Below are 15,462 nucleotides of genomic sequence, written 5' to 3'. Positions count from 1 at the left end.
GTCAGGGGCGGGGGGACGCGGGTGGCCGGGGTCGGGGGCGGGCGGGCGGCATCAGGGGCGGGTGACCGCCGAGACCGGCATCATCCCGACCGGGTCGTAGCGCACCCGGGCCCCGGGGTAGGGGGCGTGGACGACCTGGCCGTTGCCGACGTACATGCCGACGTGGCTGGCGTCGGAGCGGTAGGTCACCAGGTCGCCCGGGCGGGCCTGCGACAGCGGCACCTGGCGCCCCGCGTGCCGCTGGGCCTGCGAGGTGCGCGGCAGCGAGACGCCCGCCTGCCGGTAGGACCACACCATCAGCCCCGAGCAGTCGAAGCCGGAGGGGCCCGTGGAGCCCCATACGTACGGGCGGCCGACGGCGGCCCGGGCGGCCATCACGGCGGCCGCCGCGCGGCCCGAGGAGGCGCCGCCGGAGCCCATGGGGCCGAGGTCGGGCAGGGACTCGTGGCGCCCGCCGGAGCGCGAGGAGCGCTCGAAGTCGGCCCGCTCCGCGGAGGGCATGGAGTTGAGGAGCCGCTGGGCGGCGGCGAGCTTGGCGGTGACGGACCGCTTGTGGCGGGCGACGTCGGAGCGCAGGGCGTCGAGTTCGGCGAGCTTGCGGGAGGCCTCCGCCCGTACCTGGCCGAGTCGGCGCTGCTCCTCGCGCAGGTCGTGGAGTTGGCGGGCCTGACGCTCGGTCAGCCGGTCCAGGGCGGCGGCCTGGGCCAGGTAGGCGTCGGGGTCCTCGGCGAGCATCAGCCCGACGGCGGGGTCGATTCCTCCGCTGCGGTACTGGGCTCCGGCGAAGGTGCCGAGGACTCCGCGCATGGTGTTGATGCGCTCCTGGCCCCGGGCCACCGCGTCCTGGGCCCGGTTGACCTCGGTGCGGAGCCGGTCGGCCTTCTCCCCGGCCTCGTTGAAGTGCTCGGTGGCCTGCTCGGCCTCCTCGAAGAGGCGGTCGACCTGGGCGCTGACACCGGATCTCGCACCGCCGCCGGGTTCCTGGGGGAGGCCCGGGGCGGCGCTCGCGGGTGCGCCCGCCATGGCGACCGCGGCGGTGGCCGCGGCGGCGGTGAGGACGGTGACCTTCGCGTTCCGGTCGAGGCCGCCGAGCCGGGACCGACGATGTGACGCCACGTGCACCCGCTCCCTTCCGCTGGGCGGGGCCCGGGTCCGCCCTCCGTGGACGGCCGTGTGCCGGGTTCCGCGCTGGCAGACAGTAGCCGTGCGACCACGCACCGACCAACGACCGCCCGCGGGCGCACACACCGACGCCCCGCCGGAGACGCAGGTCACCGGCGGGGCGCGCGGTCAGAGCGGGGCCGCGGAATTCGCCCGGATGGGCGGCGTACGGCGCGTCCCCGTGTGGGGCGGTCAGCCGATGCGGACGCCGAACTGGAAGGGCATGTTGTCCATCGACTCGTACTTGATGCCGCCGCGCGGGTTCGAGGCGTGCAGCGTCATGTTGTTGCCGGCGTAGAGGCCGACGTGGTGCAGGTCGCCGTAGAAGAAGACCAGGTCGCCCGGCTGCAGCTGGCTGCGGCTGATGCGGGTGCCGTCGTTGGCCTGCGTGTAGGTGACGCGGCTGATGCTGACGTTGGCCTGCTTGTAGGCCCACTGGGTCAGACCCGAGCAGTCGAAGACGCTGGGGCCGGTGCCGCCGGACTGGTAGGTGAAGCCCAGCTTGGTCTTGGCGGCGGCGAGGGCGGCCGCGGCGTGACCGGAGCCCTTGACGTCACCGAGGTCGACGCGCTGGCTGTCGGCGCGGCTGGCGCGGGTGTCCTCGTCCTTGAGCGCCGCGCGCTCCTGCGCCGTAAGGGTGTTGAGGAGGGCCTGGGCGGCGGCGAGCTTCTCGGTGGAGACCTTCTTCTTCTCGCCGAGCTCCTTGCGGGTGGCGTCGAGGTCGGCCAGCTTGCCGGCGGCCTCCTGGCGCTGCTGCGCGAGGGTGCGCTGCTTCGCCTGGATCTTCTGGACCGCTTCGACCTGCTTGCCGCTCAGGTGCTCCAGGGTGGAGGCCTTGTCGAGGTAGCTGTCGGGGTCCTCGGAGAGCAGGAGCGCGAGGGAGGGGTCTATCCCGCCGTTGCGGTACTGGGCGCTCGCCATCGAACCGAGCGCGCTGCGCAGGTCGTTGAGCTCGCTCTGGCCGCGCGCGACCTGGTCCTGGATCTGCCCGATCTCCTTCTCGAGCGTCTCCTGGCGTTCCTTCGCCCCGTTGAACTTCTCGGTGGCCTGTTCCGCCTCTTCGTAGAGCGCGTCGACCTGGGACTTGACCTCGTCCTTGCTCGGCTTGGCCGGAGCGGCGGAGGCGCTCTGCGCGGTGAGGGCGACGGCCGCGGCCGCGACCGAGGTGAGCACGGTCACACGAGCGCGGGTCGGCTGCTTGGGTCGACGGTGGGACGCCACGAAGGCGAGCTCCTTCTTCCTAGAGCCGCCGAAGAACGCAACTCGGCAGCACCTTCGCCGCCACCCCGAATGAGTGATCTACCGCACGAAGGTTTGAGCAGACCCTAGTGACCCATCTGTGATCAGTTCAAATCCTGCCGGGAAAAAACTCGGCCCCCGACCAGGTTCTTTACCTTCACCGCACGCTCCGTGCCGAGGACTTGACGGTGCGTCCTCCACATGCCCGGCCAATTCCGGCATTCGGGTGGGGAGTTAGGAAACGCGCGAAAGCCGCTTCAGCAACAAAGCGGACGTTACGGGCCGCGCTCCGGCCTTGGCCACGCCGTCGGCGACTTCCCGGTCCGTGGAGACCACGACGACCGGCCGGCCGGGCGGCTCGGCCCGCACCAGCTGCCGGATCAGCTCGTCGGCCGTGACCCCGGCCTTGGAGAACAGCACCCGCACGCCCCGCGGCGGAGCGAGCAGCACGGGGGCCGCCAGCTCCGCGCCGTCGAAGACACAGGTCATCTCCGCACCCGTCTGCGCGGCCAGCATCGACAGGCCGCCCAGCAGCCGCAGCCGCTGCTTCTCCAGGGGCATCGTCGGATAGCCGGTCTTCGTCACGTTGTAGCCGTCGACCACCAGATGGGCCTGGGGCAGCGCCAAGAGCTGGTCCAGCAAGGCCGGATCGGTCTCCGACAGGGCGCGCGCCGCGATGTCCTTCGGCGTCATGCGGCCCGGCTCCACCGCGTCCACCGTGTCGGCCGGGCGGGTGTTCACCGGCGGCAGCGCCAGCTCGCGGCGCAGCCCCTGCGCCGCGTCCAGGACGGTGTCCAGCAGCAGCCGCAGCCGCATGTCCTCGATGCTGCGTCCCTCACGGGTGGCCCGGCGGGAGGTCTCCAGCGCCGTCTCCACCTCCGCGAGCCGGGACTTGAGCCGCCGCGTCTCGCTCTCGGCCGCCGCCACGCGGGCCGCGGCCTCGCCACGGATGCCGTCGATCTCCGCGGTCACCTTGCGCAGGGCCGCCTCGCCGCGCTTGACGTCGCTCAGGGCGCTGCGCAGCCGACGCTGAAGCGATTCCGCTTCCTTGCGCGTCGCCTCCAGTTCCACCCGTACCTGCTCACCGCCGGTGCGCTGCAGTTCCCGTACGTGCTCCAGCTCCTCGCGCAGGCGGTCCAGCTCGCGCCGGGTCTCCTCGCCCACCCGCTCGGCGTCGGCGCGCTGCGCCTCCTCCCCCGCGGCGGCCACGAGTTTGACCCAGCCGGCGGGCCGCAGGACGAAGGCGGCGGCGGCCACGTCGAGCGGATCCGCGGCGGCCGGCGGCGCGCCGGACTCCAGCGCGGCGGTCAGGTCCGCCTGCGCCTCGCGCAGCTTCTCGGCCACCCGGCTGCGGAACACCGGGTCGGTCTCGACCGCCGCGGCCATGGCGTTGCCGGCGAACTTGGCCCGCCGGGTGGGTGTGAAGCGGGCGTACTGGCGCAGCTGCGCCGGAAGGTCCGCGACCGTCAGCGCGCCGAAGGCGTCCGAGACGAGCGCGACGACCCGGCGCCGCACGCCTTCCGGCAGCGGGCGGTCGAGCGCCTCCGCGGCGTCGTCGGCCGCGTCGGCCGGCCCAGCGCCGCTTGCTGGCTCCACAATCCGTCACCCCTACCGTGATGGTCTACCTGCCGACGGGGCTCCGTCAGGAGTCCGCGCCCGGCCTGTCCACGAGCTCGATCTGGTCCACCGCGTTGCACCAGCGGCAGCGGACCGACTCGATGGTCTCATTGACCACCTCTCGCTCCTCGACCTTGGGCTCCCCGGCGAGGTCCAGGTGGACGTACTCGACGACCTTCGACGAGCGGGTGACGTCGAAGCGCGTGAGGTTGCCGCACAGGGTGCAGCGCCACCGGGTGGTGTCGGTCGGCAGGGGAACCGTCATCGGCCTGCTCACTCCTTCGTAGCTCATTCAATTAAAGCGGTCGTTCGGCCGTCCGCGTCGGCCTGTGGACCGCAGCTCGTAACCCTACGGCCTGCCACCGCTCCAGCGGGGGCACGTTGCGTCATGCTCTGTCACATGATCGTAAGGTGGCAGGCTGTGCGCGAGGCCGCCCGGGGACCGGTGGTCACCCACGCGCTGATCGCGGGCTGCGGTGTGGTGTTCGTCCTGAGCCCCGCCTCGGGTCTCAATCCGGTCTACGGGACGGGCGACGAACTGCTGAACGCGGGCACCGCGTACTTCCGGCGCTGGGGCGTGGTCCCGGACGAACTCTTCACGGACACCCCGCGGGCCTGGCTGACGCCGCTCACCGCGCTGTTCGTCCACGGCAGCTGGCTGCACCTGCTCGGGAACATGCTGTTCCTCTTCGTCTTCGGGGCGATGGCCGAGGAGCGGATGGGCCGCCCGGCCTTCCTCCTGTTCTACCTCTGCACGGGCTACCTGGCGCTGGCGGCGTACGCGGCGGCCAACGCGGAGTCCGCGCAGACGCTGGTCGGTGCGTCGGGGGCGATCTCGGCCGTCCTGGGGGCGTTCCTCTACCTGCTGCCGCGGGCCCGGGTGACGAGCCTGTTCCCCTTCCTGTTCTTCCTGCCGCTGCGGTTCCCGGCATGGCTCGTGCTGCTCTTCTGGTTCGCCCTGCAGGGGGTGGCGGCGCAGCGCGCCGAGAGCGGGCCGGGGGTGGCCTATCTGGCCCACCTGGTGGGCTTCTCGCTCGGCTTCCTCTACGCGTGGGCGCGGTATCGGGGTACGACTAGAGTGAGTCGACCAGCGACGGCCACCGAGGGAGACAGCCAGCCGTGATCACCGCGATCGTGCTCATCAAGACCAGCGTGGACCGCATCCCCGAGATCGCCGAGTCCATCGCCGCGCTGGACAGCGTCAGCGAGGTCTACTCCGTGACGGGTACCTACGACCTGATCGCGCTGGTCCGCGTGAACCGCCACGAGAACCTGGCCGACATCATCCCCGGCCGCATCAGCAAGATTCCGGGCGTAGAGGCGACGGACACGCACGTGGCGTTCCGCACGTACTCGCAGCACGACCTGGAGGCGGCGTTCGCGATCGGCCTCGACGCGTAACTCCTCCGGCGCGGTCCGCGGATCCGGCCTCTGCCCGGCGGGCCGGCTCGGCGGAGCCCGACTCTCTTCCCGGACCCGCGCCTCAATCGCCGGCGGGGCTGGATGGTCGATCCGCGTCGGCCTGGTCGGTGCGGGGTGCCGCAGCGGTGGGCTTAGCGCGTGCGGGCCGGTGCCCGGGCGCTGCCCGGACCCGCGCCTCAAACGCCGGCGGGGCTGGATCGTCGATCCGGATCGGCCTGGTCGGTACGGGGTGCCACGGCGGGGTGTCTCCTCGGCTCGGCGCGTGCGGGCCATCGCGGTGGTGCCCGGGGGTCGCGCGCTCGTCCTGCGGGGACACCCCGCCCCGTCCCCCCTCCCCTCACGCCACCGGCGGGGTGGGGACACGCAGGAGGGTCCCCGCAGGACGAGGCGCAACCCCCGGGTACCGCCGCGAACCGCCCGCACGCGCCGAGCCGAGGAGACCCTCGTGCGGGGCACCACCCCACACCGAGACCCCGCCGAGCCCCGCGCCGGGACGGCCCGAACTGCACACCGCCGAGCCGCCCGCAGGGCAGGAGCATCGAGACCCCGCCCAACCAGCCCCGCCGGCGTTTGAGGCGCGGGTCCGGGCAGCGCCCGGAACACCGGCCCGCACCGCCGAGCCACGCGCAGCGCAGCCCCCGCCCAACCAGCCCCGCCGGCGATTGAGGCGCGGGTCCGGGCAGCGCCCGGAACACCGGCCCGCACTGCCGAGCCGACCGCAGGGCGCACCGCGGGTCCGGGCAGCGCCCGGGGCGCCGGCCCGCGCCGCCGAGCCGACCGCAGGGCGCACCGCGTCAGACGGCCGGGACGCAGCGGCCCTCCTCCGTGCGGTACTGCCACTTCGCACCGTCCGTGACGAGCTCGCGGACCGCGCCGAGGAAGCGGTCCACGTGTTCGTCCGGGGTGCCGGCGCCGAAGCTGACGCGGATGGCGTTCAGGGAGCGCTCGCCCGGGGCGGCCTCGGGGGCCCCGCACTCGCCCTGGGCCTGCGGCTCGCTGCCCAGCAGGGTCCGCACCAGCGGGTGCGCGCAGAACAGGCCGTCCCGTACGCCGATCCCGTACTCGGCGGAGAGCGCCGCCGCGAAGTGCGAGCTGTTCCAGCCGTCCACGACGAAGGAGATGACGCCGACCCGCGGGGCGTCGTCGCCGAAGAGGGAGAGGACCTTGACCTGCGGGACCGCGGCGAGGCCCTCCCGGACCCGGGTCACGAGCCGCTGCTCGCGCGCCACCAGGTCCTCGAAGCCCGCTTCGGTCAGGGCCCGGCAGGCCGAGGCGATGGAGTAGACGCCGATGACGTTCGGGGAGCCGGCCTCGTGGCGGGCGGCCGTGGTGTGCCACTCGACGTCGACGCCGCCGTCCTCGCGGCGGGAGACCTTGCGGGAGGCGCCGCCGCCCGCGAGGTACGGGTCGGCCTCCTGGAGCCAGTCGGCGCGGCCGGCGAGCACGCCCGAGCCGAAGGGCGCGTACAGCTTGTGCCCGGAGAAGGCCACCCAGTCGACGTCGAGGTCCCGCACGGAGACGGGGTGGTGCGGGGCGAGCTGGGCGGCGTCGAGCACGATGCGCGCGCCGTGGGCGTGCGCGGCGGCGGCGAGTTCCTTCACCGGCCACAGCTCACCGGTGACGTTGGACGCCCCGGTGACGCACACCAGCGCCGGGCCGTGGCCTTCTTCGAGGGATGCAGTGCGGTCGGCGAGCGCCCGCTCCAGGACGGCGACGGCCTCGGCCGGGGTACGCGGCGCGTCGAGGTAGCTGACCTGCGCGTTCGTCCACGGCAGCAGCGAGGCGTGGTGCTCGGTCTCGAAGACGAAGACCTGGCAGCCGGCCGGGAGGGCCGCGGCGAGCAGGTTGAGGGAGTCGGTGGTGGAGCGGGTGAAGACGACCTGGTCGGAGGGCCGGCAGTCGAGGAACTCGGCGACGGTGACGCGGCTCTGCTCGAACAGGTCGGTGGACAGCTGCGAGAGGTATCCGGCGCCGCGGTGGACGCTGCCGTAGTACGGGGCGTAGGCGGCCACGTCGTCCCAGACGCGCTGGAGCGCGGGGGCGCTGGCCGCGTAGTCGAGGGCGGCGTAGGTGACCTCGCCGCCGGTGACGAGCGGGACGGTGACGTCGCGGCCGAGGACGGCGAGCGGCTCGGCACGGTCGGGGTCCTGGGCGGCGGCGACGGGGGCGGCGGTTGCGGCAGCGGCGTTCAGGGATGCGGACATGGCGGTTTCTCCCGGCAGGCAGGGCGGAATGGCTTCGGTGTGCCCGTACGCGGGTACGGCGGTGCGGCCGTCCGGGGTACGGGAGGGGCCTCGGACCGGCGGTCGGGGCACGCGGAAGCGCGTACGCGGAAGTGACCTGGTCCGAGGGGGAAGTCGGGGCGGCAGTCGCCCTATCGCATTCGCTTGCTCACGGAAAACGCTCCTCGAGAGACCAGGACCCCTGGTGTCGAGGGATCCGCGCTTGCCGTAGGCCTTGCTGCCTACGACCTGGTCATCACCCGGGGCACCCCGCCACGGAAGGAGGGTTGCCGGACAGCAAGCCGGGGCCTCAACGCTGTCACTCGTGACCTGGTCTGCATCCTGCCACAAGATCCGCCGTGCACAAGACCCCGGTCCGCATGGCGGACCGGGGTCTGGCGGGAAACGGGTGCCGGTCAGGCGTTGCTGGCCGCCACCCATCGCTCCAGGGCGGCCCGGGCGGCTCCCGAGTCGATGGACTCGGCCGCGCGGGTGATGCCGGCGGTGATCTGCTCCTCCAGGCCGCCCGTGCCCGGGTCGAGGGCGACGAGGGCGGCCGCCGAGTTCAGGAGCACGGCGTCGCGCACGGGCCCGGTCTCGCCGGCCAGCAGGCGGCGGGCCACGTCGGCGTTGTACGAGGGGTCCCCGCCGGCCAGGGCGGACACGTCGACCAGCGAGATGCCCACGTCACGCGGGTCGAAGGACTGCTCGGCGACCTTGCCGTCGCGGACCCACCACACGCGCGAGGTGGCCGTCGTGGTCAGTTCGTCGAGGCCGTCGTCCCCGCGGAAGACCAGCGCGGAGGAGCCGCGCTCGGCGAGCACGCCCGCCACGATGGGGGCCATCCGCGGGTCGGCGACGCCCGTGGCCTGGGCGCGGACGCGGGCCGGGTTGGTGAGCGGGCCGAGGATGTTGAAGGTGGTCCGGATGCCCAGTTCACGGCGGGCTCCCGCGACGTGCCGCAGGGAGGGGTGGAACTTCACGGCGAAGCAGAAGGTGATGCCCGCCTCCTCCGCGACCTCGACGACGCGCGCGGTGCTCAGGTCGAGGTTGACGCCGAGCTTCTCCAGGACGTCCGAGGAGCCGCTGGCGGAGGACGCGGCCCGGTTGCCGTGCTTGACGACCTTGGCCCCGGTACCGGCCACGACGACGGCGGACATGGTGGAGATGTTGACCGTCTTGGCTCCGTCGCCGCCGGTGCCGACGATGTCGACGGTGCGGCCGGGAACCTCGATGAGGTTGGCGTGCCCGTACATGGCCCGTACCAGGCCGTTGATCTCCGCGACCGTCTCCCCCTTGGCGCGCAGCGCGACCACGAAGCCGGCGATCTGGGCGTCGGTGGCCTCCCCGCGCATGATCCGGTCCATGGCCCAGGCGGTGTCGTCGGCGCTGAGGTCCCGGCCGGTCAGCAGGGCGTCGAGGACGCCCGGCCAGCCACGGGCCGCCACGCTGTCGCCGCCTGCCGGGGTCGCAACGTTCATGGTCCGCTCCTGCTGTTGATGGGGGTTCCACGTCGAATGGGTCGGAGATCAGCCTATCCAGCCCCGGTTACGGCAAAGAGCCCCGTCCAGACACTGGACGGGGCTCTCGCCGTGGCGACACCAGGACTGACCGAAATCAGTCCCTCATGCTGTGGTGCGGGGGATCAGTGGTGACCGTGGCCGGACTGGATCTCCTTGTACTCCTCCACCGTGGGCTTCGGAATCTGGTTGCCCTCGGCGTAGAAGCCCTTGCTCAGCTTCGCGCGGAGCTTCTCGGTCGCCTTCACCTTGCGCTCGACACCGTTCTCGTCGACCGTCGGGCCGATCTCGATCGGCTTGTACTGCTCGTGCGCGGTGAGGGTGTGCAGCTTGCCCTGCGGGAGCGGCTCGTGGACCTCGACGAACTCACCGTGCGGCAGACGCTTGATGATGCCGGTCTCGCGACCGTGCAGCACCTTGTCGTGGTCCCGGCGCTGGAGGCCGAGGCAGATCCGCTTGGTGACGATGAAGGCGAGGACCGGGACGACGAAGAAGCCGATCCGGACGAACCACGTGATCGAGTTGATCGACAGGTGGAAGTACTGGGCGAACATGTCGTTGCCGCCGCCGATGAGGAGCACGATGTACTCCGCGATCCAGGCGACACCGAAGGCCGTGCGGGTCGGGACGTTGCGCGGGCGGTCCAGGATGTGGTGCTCGCGCTTGTCGCCGGTGACCCAGGACTCGATGAACGGCCAGACGGCGATCGAACCGAGCACCAGCGGGAAGAGCAGCAGCGGGATGAAAACGCCCAGGACGAGCGTGTGGCCCCACAGGTTGATCTCCCAGCCGGGCATGGCACGGATCAGGCCTTCCGGCATACCCATGTACCAGTCGGGCTGCGCGCCGGTGGACACGTGGTCCGGGCGGTACGGGCCGAGGGCCCAGATCGGGTTGATCGAGGCGACGGCGGCGACGACCGCGATGACACCGAAGACCAGGAAGAAGAAGCCTCCGGCCTTGGCCATGTAGACCGGCAGCAGCGGCATGCCGACGACGTTGTTGTTCGTCTTGCCGGGACCCGCGTACTGGGTGTGCTTGTGGTAGAAGACCAGGATCAGGTGGGCCACGAGCAGGCCCATCATGATGCCGGGCAGCAGCAGGATGTGCACCGAGTAGAAGCGCGCGACGAAGTCGCCGCCCGGGAACTCGCCGCCGAACAGGAACATCGACAGGTACGTGCCGACGACCGGGACGGACAGGATGGCGCCCTGCATGAAGCGGACACCGGTACCCGAGAGCAGGTCGTCCGGCAGCGAGTAGCCGGTGAAGCCGGTGAACATGCCGAGGACCAGCAGCAGGAAGCCGAAGATCCAGTTGACCTCGCGCGGCTTGCGGAAGGCGCCGGTGAAGAAGACGCGCATCATGTGCACGATCATCGCCGCGACGAAGATCAGCGCCGCCCAGTGGTGGATCTGGCGGATCAGCAGACCACCGCGGACGTCGAAGCTGATGTCGAGCGTCGAGGCGAAGGCCTCGGACATCATGACGCCCTGCATCGGCACGTACGAGCCGTGGTACTCCACCTCGTTCATGCTCGGGTGGAAGAACAGCGTCAGGTACACACCCGTGAGGATGATGATGATGAAGCTGTAGAGGCAGATCTCACCGAGCATGAAGGACCAGTGGTCCGGGAAGATCTTGCGCATGTTGGCCTTGGCGAGGCTGTAGATGCCCAGGCGGCCGTCCGCCCAGTCCGCTACGCGCTCTCCGGCCGGCGCTTTGCGCGCCTTGGTGTCAGTGGCGGTGCTCATCCGCGCTCCCAGAATGCAGGACCGACGGGCTCTTCGAAGTCGCCGAGCGCTTCGAGGAAGCCTTCGTCATTCACGCCGATCCGCAGCTGCGGAAGGGCGTGACCGGCCGGGCCGAAGATGACGCGGGCGCCGTCGGAGAGGTCGAAGGTGGACTGGTGGCACGGGCAGAGCACGTGGTGCGTCTGCTGCTCGTACAGGCTGATCGGGCAGCCGACGTGGGTGCAGATCTTCGAGTAGGCGACGATGCCGTCGTGGGACCACTCGAGTTCCTGCTTGTCCTTGATGTCCTCCGGCTGGATGCGGACGATCATCAGGGCGGCCTTGGCGATCTGGACCTGGAAGTCGTGCTGCTCCTCCTCCAGGCCTTCCGGCATGGCGAAGGTGAGCGAACCGACGAGGACGTCCTCGGGACGCAGCGGCTCCATCGTGTTCTGGTTGATGAGCAGCTTGCCCTTGGCCCACAGGGTCTTGCGCAGCTTCTCCTCGGGCAGCGGGCCCAGGTCGCGCAGCAGCATGACACCGGCGAGCGGCACCATGGCCATCGCGCCGAGCAGCGTGTTGCGGATCAGCGGGCGGCGGCCGATGCCGGACTCGTTCGCACCGTCGGCGAAGTCCTGGAGGACCTTCGCCTTGACCTCCGGCGCCGCGGCGATCTCGTGGCGGTCGTCGGCGACCTCGACGTCGGACATCAGGGTGCGGGCCCAGTGGACCGCGCCCGCGCCGATGCAGAACAGGGCCACGCCCAGCGTCATGCCCAGGGCGAAGTTGAGCGCGCTGACCTTCCCGAGCGGGAAGATGAAGACGATCTTGTCGACCGGGAAGATCACGTACGAGGCGATGAAGCCGATCGTGGCCAGCATCGACAGCGTGAAGAGCAGGGCGACGGTGCGCTCGGAACGCTTCGCCGCACGCTCGTCGATGTCCTGGATGCGCGGCTTGTGGACCGGCAGGCCCGGGTCGGCGAACGGGTCGTCCGCCACTGCTACGCCACCGTGGTGGGCGTCGCCCTGCTCGCTCGGCAGGTGCTTCTCTTCGGGAATCTCTTGGCTACTCATGACTTCTTGGCCTTAGCGGTGTGGGCCGCGACCCAGACGGCGACAGCGATCAGCGCACCCAGAGCGAAGATCCAGCCGAACAGACCCTCGGAGACGGGGCCGAGGCCACCGAGCTTGAGACCACCGGGGTTGGTCGACTTCTCACCGTTCACGTTCTGGAGGTACGCGATGATGTCCTTCTTCTGCTTCTCCGGCATGGTGCTGTCGGGGAAGGAGGGCATGTTCTGCGGGCCGGTCTGCATGGCCTCGTAGATGTGCTTCGGCGAGACGTCCTCAAGGTTGGGGGCGTACTTGCCGTTGGTCAGCGCGCCGCCTTCACCGGTGAAGTTGTGGCACTGCGCGCAGTTGTTGCGGAACAGCTCGCCACCGTTGGCGATGTCGGCGTCAGCCGGGTCGTACTGCTTCTCGGTCGGCGTGATCGGGCCGGCGCCGAGGGAGGCGATGTACGCGGCCAGCTGGTCGATCTGCGCCTGGGTGTAGATGACCGGCTTCTTCGGCACCTGGGCGCCGGGCTGCTGGGCGGGCATGCGGCCCGTGCTCACCTGGAAGTCGACGGCCGCGGAGCCGACGCCGACCAGGCTCGGGCCGTCAGAGGAACCCTGACCGCCGGTTCCGTGGCAGCTTGCGCAACCCACGGCGTAGAGCTTCTTGCCCTCCTCGATGGCGAGGGACTGGGCGGTTTCATCGGCCTGCGCCTTGCCCGCGGGAGCAAAGGCGGCGTACAGCCCCCCAGTGGCCGCCAGCGCGAGGAGTAGAACGACGACCGCCGCCAGCGGATGGCGTCGTCGTGCGGAGAGCTTTTTCACGGATTACCCCGGTGTCAGGATCTTCTGCGTCGGTGTGTCTGGATGGAGTGCCGGGTCGGACCCGGTGACGTGTTCGCTACTTGATCAGGTAGATCGTGGCGAAGAGGCCGATCCAGACGACATCGACGAAGTGCCAGTAGTAGGACACGACGATGGCCGACGTGGCCTGTTCGTGGGTGAACCTCTTGGCCGCGTACGTCCGGCCGAGGACCAGCAGGAAGGCGATGAGACCGCCCGTCACGTGCAGACCGTGGAAGCCGGTGGTCAGGTAGAAGACCGAGCCGTACGGACCGGACGAGAGGCTCATGCCCTCGTGCTTGACCAGCTCGGTGTACTCGAACACCTGGCCGCCAATGAAGATCGCACCCATGACGAACGTGATGATGAACCACGTCCGGAGCTTCTTCACGTCACCGCGCTCCGCGGCGAATACGCCGAGCTGGCAGGTGAGGGAGGAAAGCACCAGGATCGTCGTGTTCGTCGCCGAGAAGGGCAGGTTCAAGGCCGAGGCCTGCTCTGTCCAGTACTCGGGACCCGTCACGGATCGCAGGGTGAAGTACATCGCGAAGAGGGCCGCGAAGAACATCAGCTCGGAACTCAACCAGATGATGGTTCCGACGCTGACGAGGTTCGGCCGGTTGACCGTCGGGTGCGCGTGCCCGGTATCTACTGTCGTTGCTGTCGCCACGACCGACATTATGTCGGTCGCTTATCCCGCCCTCACCCCGGGGGGTGCCGTTCGGAGTGTCAGGGGCGTGTGCAAGGCCCGAACGGCCCATCAGATCACCTCTCCGAACGGCCCCGTGCACATGTCCGAAGCGATGTTGACGGGGCGGCGGGAGGAGTAGCATCCCGCGCAACATCAACGTGATTCATGGGACACGTGGAGGATCGAAATGCGGGCGACTGCGCGGGTTCTGGTCTACAGCGACGACGCGGGCACCCGGGAGCAGGTGAGACTGGCGGCGGGGCGCCGTCCCGCCGCGGATCTGCCGCCGGTGGAGTTCCTGGAGTGCGCGACCCTGCCGGCGGTCCTGTCGGAGCTGGACGCGGGCGGCATCGACGTGTGCGTGCTGGACGGCGAGGCGGTTCCGGCCGGGGGCATGGGTGTATGCCGGCAGATCAAGGACGAGATCTTCCGGTGTCCCCCGGTGCTGCTGCTGATGGGGCGCCCCCAGGACGCCTGGCTGGCCACCTGGAGCCGCGCCGACGCCGCGGTGACCCTTCCGGTGGATCCGGTGGAGTTCGCGGACGCCCTGGCGGCCCTGCTGCGTGCGCGGCTGTCCTCGTCGGCGGCCTGACCGCCGCCCGCGGCAGGGCCCCCGGACGGGTCCGGGGGCCCTGCCGCCCGCGCTCAGACGCTTGGCCTCAGGCGGGCCTGGTCGACGTGGCTGCGGCCGTCCTGGGTGCCCTTGAGGAGGGCGCTGCCCTCGCGCCAGTCCTTCCAGTCCATGTTCCAGTCCCCGAACCCGTTGCCGAAGATGTCCATGTCGTCGCCGATGCTGTTGATCACCTGGACGAGGTCGCCCTCGCGGATGTTCTCGTAGAACCAGGCGGCGTTGCCGGTGCTCATGCCCGTACAGCCGTGGCTGACGTTCGCGTAGCCGTGTGAGCCGACGGACCACGGTGCGGCGTGGACGTATTCACCACTCCAGGTGACGCGCGTGGCGTAGTAGACGGGCAGGTTGTAGTACTCGCTGCCGCCGATGCCGACGGTGTCCCCGCGCATCTGTACGTAGTACTGCTTCCCCAGCACCACCTTGATGCCGTTGCGGGTGGAGAACCCGGGCTTGCCGGTGGTGACCGGGATGGAATTGATCACTTCTCCGTTGCGCTTGAAGGTGAGCCAGTGGGAGGCGGCGTCGGTGGTGACCTCGACGCGGTCGCCGATCTCCAGCTTCAGCGGCTTGGCGGCGGCTCCGTGGAGCTCGTCCGTGATCTTGATGCCCTCCAGGTTGCTCCGCACGGAGACGGTGGTGTTGGCGGGCCAGTAGTCCTTCGGGCGGTAGTGCAGGTTCTTGTCGTCGACCCAGTGCCAGGCGCCTTCGACCCCGTCCGGGGCGTCGACGACCAGGCCGCGTTCCACGACGGCGCGGGCGGCCTTGTCCTTGACCGGCTCGTTGAGTTCGGCGGTGATGGGCTGTCCGACGCCGTACTTGCCCTCCTCCGGGCCGAATTCGACCTTCAGGACCCCCTTGGACGGCGTGGTGTCGAAGGCCATCGTGCGCTGCCCCGGGGTGCCCCGTTCGTCCTCCGTGCTCACGGTGACGGTGTAGCGGACGCCTGCGGCCATGGGGGCGGTGCTGTGCCAGCGGTCCCCCTTGGCGCTGAGTTCGCCCGCCAGGCGACGGCCGTGGGTGTCCACGGCCGTGACGTCGGTGATCCGGCTGCCCTTGCTCTTGGAGGTGATCTCCAGGGGCCGGTTGGGGTCGACGGGGCGGCTGCCTGAGGTCTGGTTGAAGGCGACCTGTTCGCCCGCGTCGACCGGGCGGGCAGACAGCGGGTTGTCGCCGGACCCGCATGCGGTGGCGCCGGCCCCGAGGGACGCGACCAGCAGGGAGCAGCTGAGTACCGTCCAAAGACGCGGTGAGTGCTTCATGGAGCCAACGCTATGAAGATATGACAATTACGGCGCGCGGGGTGACTGCAAACGAGGGGCCCGGACT

General features: G+C 70.6%; 14 protein-coding genes and 1 riboswitch. Of the genes, 3 read left to right on the top strand and 11 right to left on the bottom strand.

Annotation, left to right across the window (positions count from 1 at the left end; all coding sequences use genetic code 11):
* Nucleotides 1-51: 51 nt before the first annotated feature.
* From AC2RP6_RS27945 to AC2RP6_RS27930, 4 genes are all read right to left on the bottom strand, one after another.
* Nucleotides 52-1,116, bottom strand: coding sequence for a C40 family peptidase (locus AC2RP6_RS27945; protein WP_486448683.1), 1,065 nt, complete (start codon nucleotides 1,114-1,116; stop codon nucleotides 52-54).
* 237 nt (nucleotides 1,117-1,353) lie between these two features.
* On the bottom strand, nucleotides 1,354-2,382 hold the full coding sequence (locus AC2RP6_RS27940; RefSeq protein WP_486448682.1) for a C40 family peptidase: 1,029 nt from the start codon (nucleotides 2,380-2,382) through the stop codon (nucleotides 1,354-1,356).
* A gap of 252 nt (nucleotides 2,383-2,634) precedes the next feature.
* Nucleotides 2,635-3,999, bottom strand: a complete 1,365-nt coding sequence (locus AC2RP6_RS27935; RefSeq protein WP_486450472.1) for an NYN domain-containing protein — start codon at nucleotides 3,997-3,999, stop codon at nucleotides 2,635-2,637.
* A 43-nt stretch (nucleotides 4,000-4,042) separates the two neighbouring features.
* A complete protein-coding gene (locus tag AC2RP6_RS27930; protein WP_008738811.1) occupies nucleotides 4,043-4,282 on the bottom strand; it encodes a hypothetical protein in 240 nt (79 codons plus the stop codon).
* Between the two features lie 123 nt (nucleotides 4,283-4,405).
* Between AC2RP6_RS27930 and AC2RP6_RS27925 the strand changes: the two genes are divergently transcribed.
* Nucleotides 4,406-5,140 (top strand): rhomboid family intramembrane serine protease, encoded by a 735-nt coding sequence (locus AC2RP6_RS27925; protein ID WP_486448681.1) that lies wholly within the window; start codon nucleotides 4,406-4,408, stop codon nucleotides 5,138-5,140.
* Nucleotides 5,137-5,418, top strand: coding sequence for an Lrp/AsnC family transcriptional regulator (locus tag AC2RP6_RS27920; protein WP_030036325.1), 282 nt, complete (start codon nucleotides 5,137-5,139; stop codon nucleotides 5,416-5,418). The genes AC2RP6_RS27925 and AC2RP6_RS27920 overlap by 4 nt, the downstream gene beginning before the upstream one ends.
* An 815-nt stretch (nucleotides 5,419-6,233) precedes the next feature.
* On the opposite strand, the gene AC2RP6_RS27915 is transcribed toward AC2RP6_RS27920, so the two are convergent.
* The 6 genes from AC2RP6_RS27915 to ctaE all read right to left on the bottom strand — a co-directional run bounded on the left by AC2RP6_RS27915 (nucleotide 6,234) and on the right by ctaE (nucleotide 13,493).
* Complete coding sequence (locus tag AC2RP6_RS27915; protein ID WP_486448680.1) at nucleotides 6,234-7,643, bottom strand: aminotransferase class V-fold PLP-dependent enzyme; 1,410 nt, start codon at nucleotides 7,641-7,643, stop codon at nucleotides 6,234-6,236.
* 232 nt (nucleotides 7,644-7,875) lie between these two features.
* A riboswitch (SAM riboswitch) is annotated at nucleotides 7,876-7,992 on the bottom strand.
* 85 nt (nucleotides 7,993-8,077) lie between these two features.
* The gene (gene trpD / locus AC2RP6_RS27910; RefSeq protein WP_486448679.1) at nucleotides 8,078-9,142 is read right to left on the bottom strand and encodes an anthranilate phosphoribosyltransferase; all 1,065 of its coding nucleotides are present in this window, start codon (nucleotides 9,140-9,142) and stop codon (nucleotides 8,078-8,080) included.
* A gap of 164 nt (nucleotides 9,143-9,306) precedes the next feature.
* On the bottom strand, nucleotides 9,307-10,935 hold the full coding sequence (qcrB, locus tag AC2RP6_RS27905; protein WP_030654928.1) for a cytochrome bc1 complex cytochrome b subunit: 1,629 nt from the start codon (nucleotides 10,933-10,935) through the stop codon (nucleotides 9,307-9,309).
* Nucleotides 10,932-11,990: a cytochrome bc1 complex Rieske iron-sulfur subunit gene (gene qcrA / locus AC2RP6_RS27900; RefSeq protein WP_486448678.1), complete on the bottom strand. Its 1,059-nt coding sequence runs from the start codon at nucleotides 11,988-11,990 to the stop codon at nucleotides 10,932-10,934. The genes qcrB and qcrA overlap by 4 nt, the downstream gene beginning before the upstream one ends.
* The gene (gene qcrC, locus AC2RP6_RS27895) at nucleotides 11,987-12,796 is read right to left on the bottom strand and encodes a cytochrome bc1 complex diheme cytochrome c subunit (protein WP_030036316.1); all 810 of its coding nucleotides are present in this window, start codon (nucleotides 12,794-12,796) and stop codon (nucleotides 11,987-11,989) included. The genes qcrA and qcrC overlap by 4 nt, the downstream gene beginning before the upstream one ends.
* Nucleotides 12,797-12,872: 76 nt before the next feature.
* Nucleotides 12,873-13,493 (bottom strand): aa3-type cytochrome oxidase subunit III, encoded by a 621-nt coding sequence (gene ctaE, locus AC2RP6_RS27890; protein WP_030036314.1) that lies wholly within the window; start codon nucleotides 13,491-13,493, stop codon nucleotides 12,873-12,875.
* A 199-nt stretch (nucleotides 13,494-13,692) separates the two neighbouring features.
* On the opposite strand from ctaE, the gene AC2RP6_RS27885 reads away from it, so the two are divergent.
* Complete coding sequence (locus AC2RP6_RS27885; RefSeq protein WP_183065062.1) at nucleotides 13,693-14,097, top strand: hypothetical protein; 405 nt, start codon at nucleotides 13,693-13,695, stop codon at nucleotides 14,095-14,097.
* A gap of 53 nt (nucleotides 14,098-14,150) precedes the next feature.
* Here the strand turns inward: AC2RP6_RS27885 and AC2RP6_RS27880 are convergent, their stop codons facing one another.
* A complete protein-coding gene (locus tag AC2RP6_RS27880; protein ID WP_486448677.1) occupies nucleotides 14,151-15,395 on the bottom strand; it encodes a L,D-transpeptidase in 1,245 nt (414 codons plus the stop codon).
* Nucleotides 15,396-15,462 lie beyond the last annotated feature (67 nt).

Source organism: Streptomyces sp. WAC03905, from assembly GCF_057371075.1.
Note: the sequence above shows the minus strand (reverse complement) of the source record. Positions and strands in the feature narration are given on the sequence as shown.

Coding starts and splice junctions, on each gene's coding strand:
- AC2RP6_RS27930 (WP_008738811.1), bottom strand. CDS start 4,282: ATGACGGTTCCCCTGCCGACCGACACCACCCGGTGGCGCTGCACCCTG.
- AC2RP6_RS27925 (WP_486448681.1), top strand. CDS start 4,406: ATGCTCTGTCACATGATCGTAAGGTGGCAGGCTGTGCGCGAGGCCGCC.
- AC2RP6_RS27915 (WP_486448680.1), bottom strand. CDS start 7,643: ATGTCCGCATCCCTGAACGCCGCTGCCGCAACCGCCGCCCCCGTCGCC.
- trpD (WP_486448679.1), bottom strand. CDS start 9,142: ATGAACGTTGCGACCCCGGCAGGCGGCGACAGCGTGGCGGCCCGTGGC.
- qcrB (WP_030654928.1), bottom strand. CDS start 10,935: ATGAGCACCGCCACTGACACCAAGGCGCGCAAAGCGCCGGCCGGAGAG.
- qcrA (WP_486448678.1), bottom strand. CDS start 11,990: ATGAGTAGCCAAGAGATTCCCGAAGAGAAGCACCTGCCGAGCGAGCAG.
- ctaE (WP_030036314.1), bottom strand. CDS start 13,493: ATGTCGGTCGTGGCGACAGCAACGACAGTAGATACCGGGCACGCGCAC.
- AC2RP6_RS27885 (WP_183065062.1), top strand. CDS start 13,693: ATGCGGGCGACTGCGCGGGTTCTGGTCTACAGCGACGACGCGGGCACC.
- AC2RP6_RS27880 (WP_486448677.1), bottom strand. CDS start 15,395: ATGAAGCACTCACCGCGTCTTTGGACGGTACTCAGCTGCTCCCTGCTG.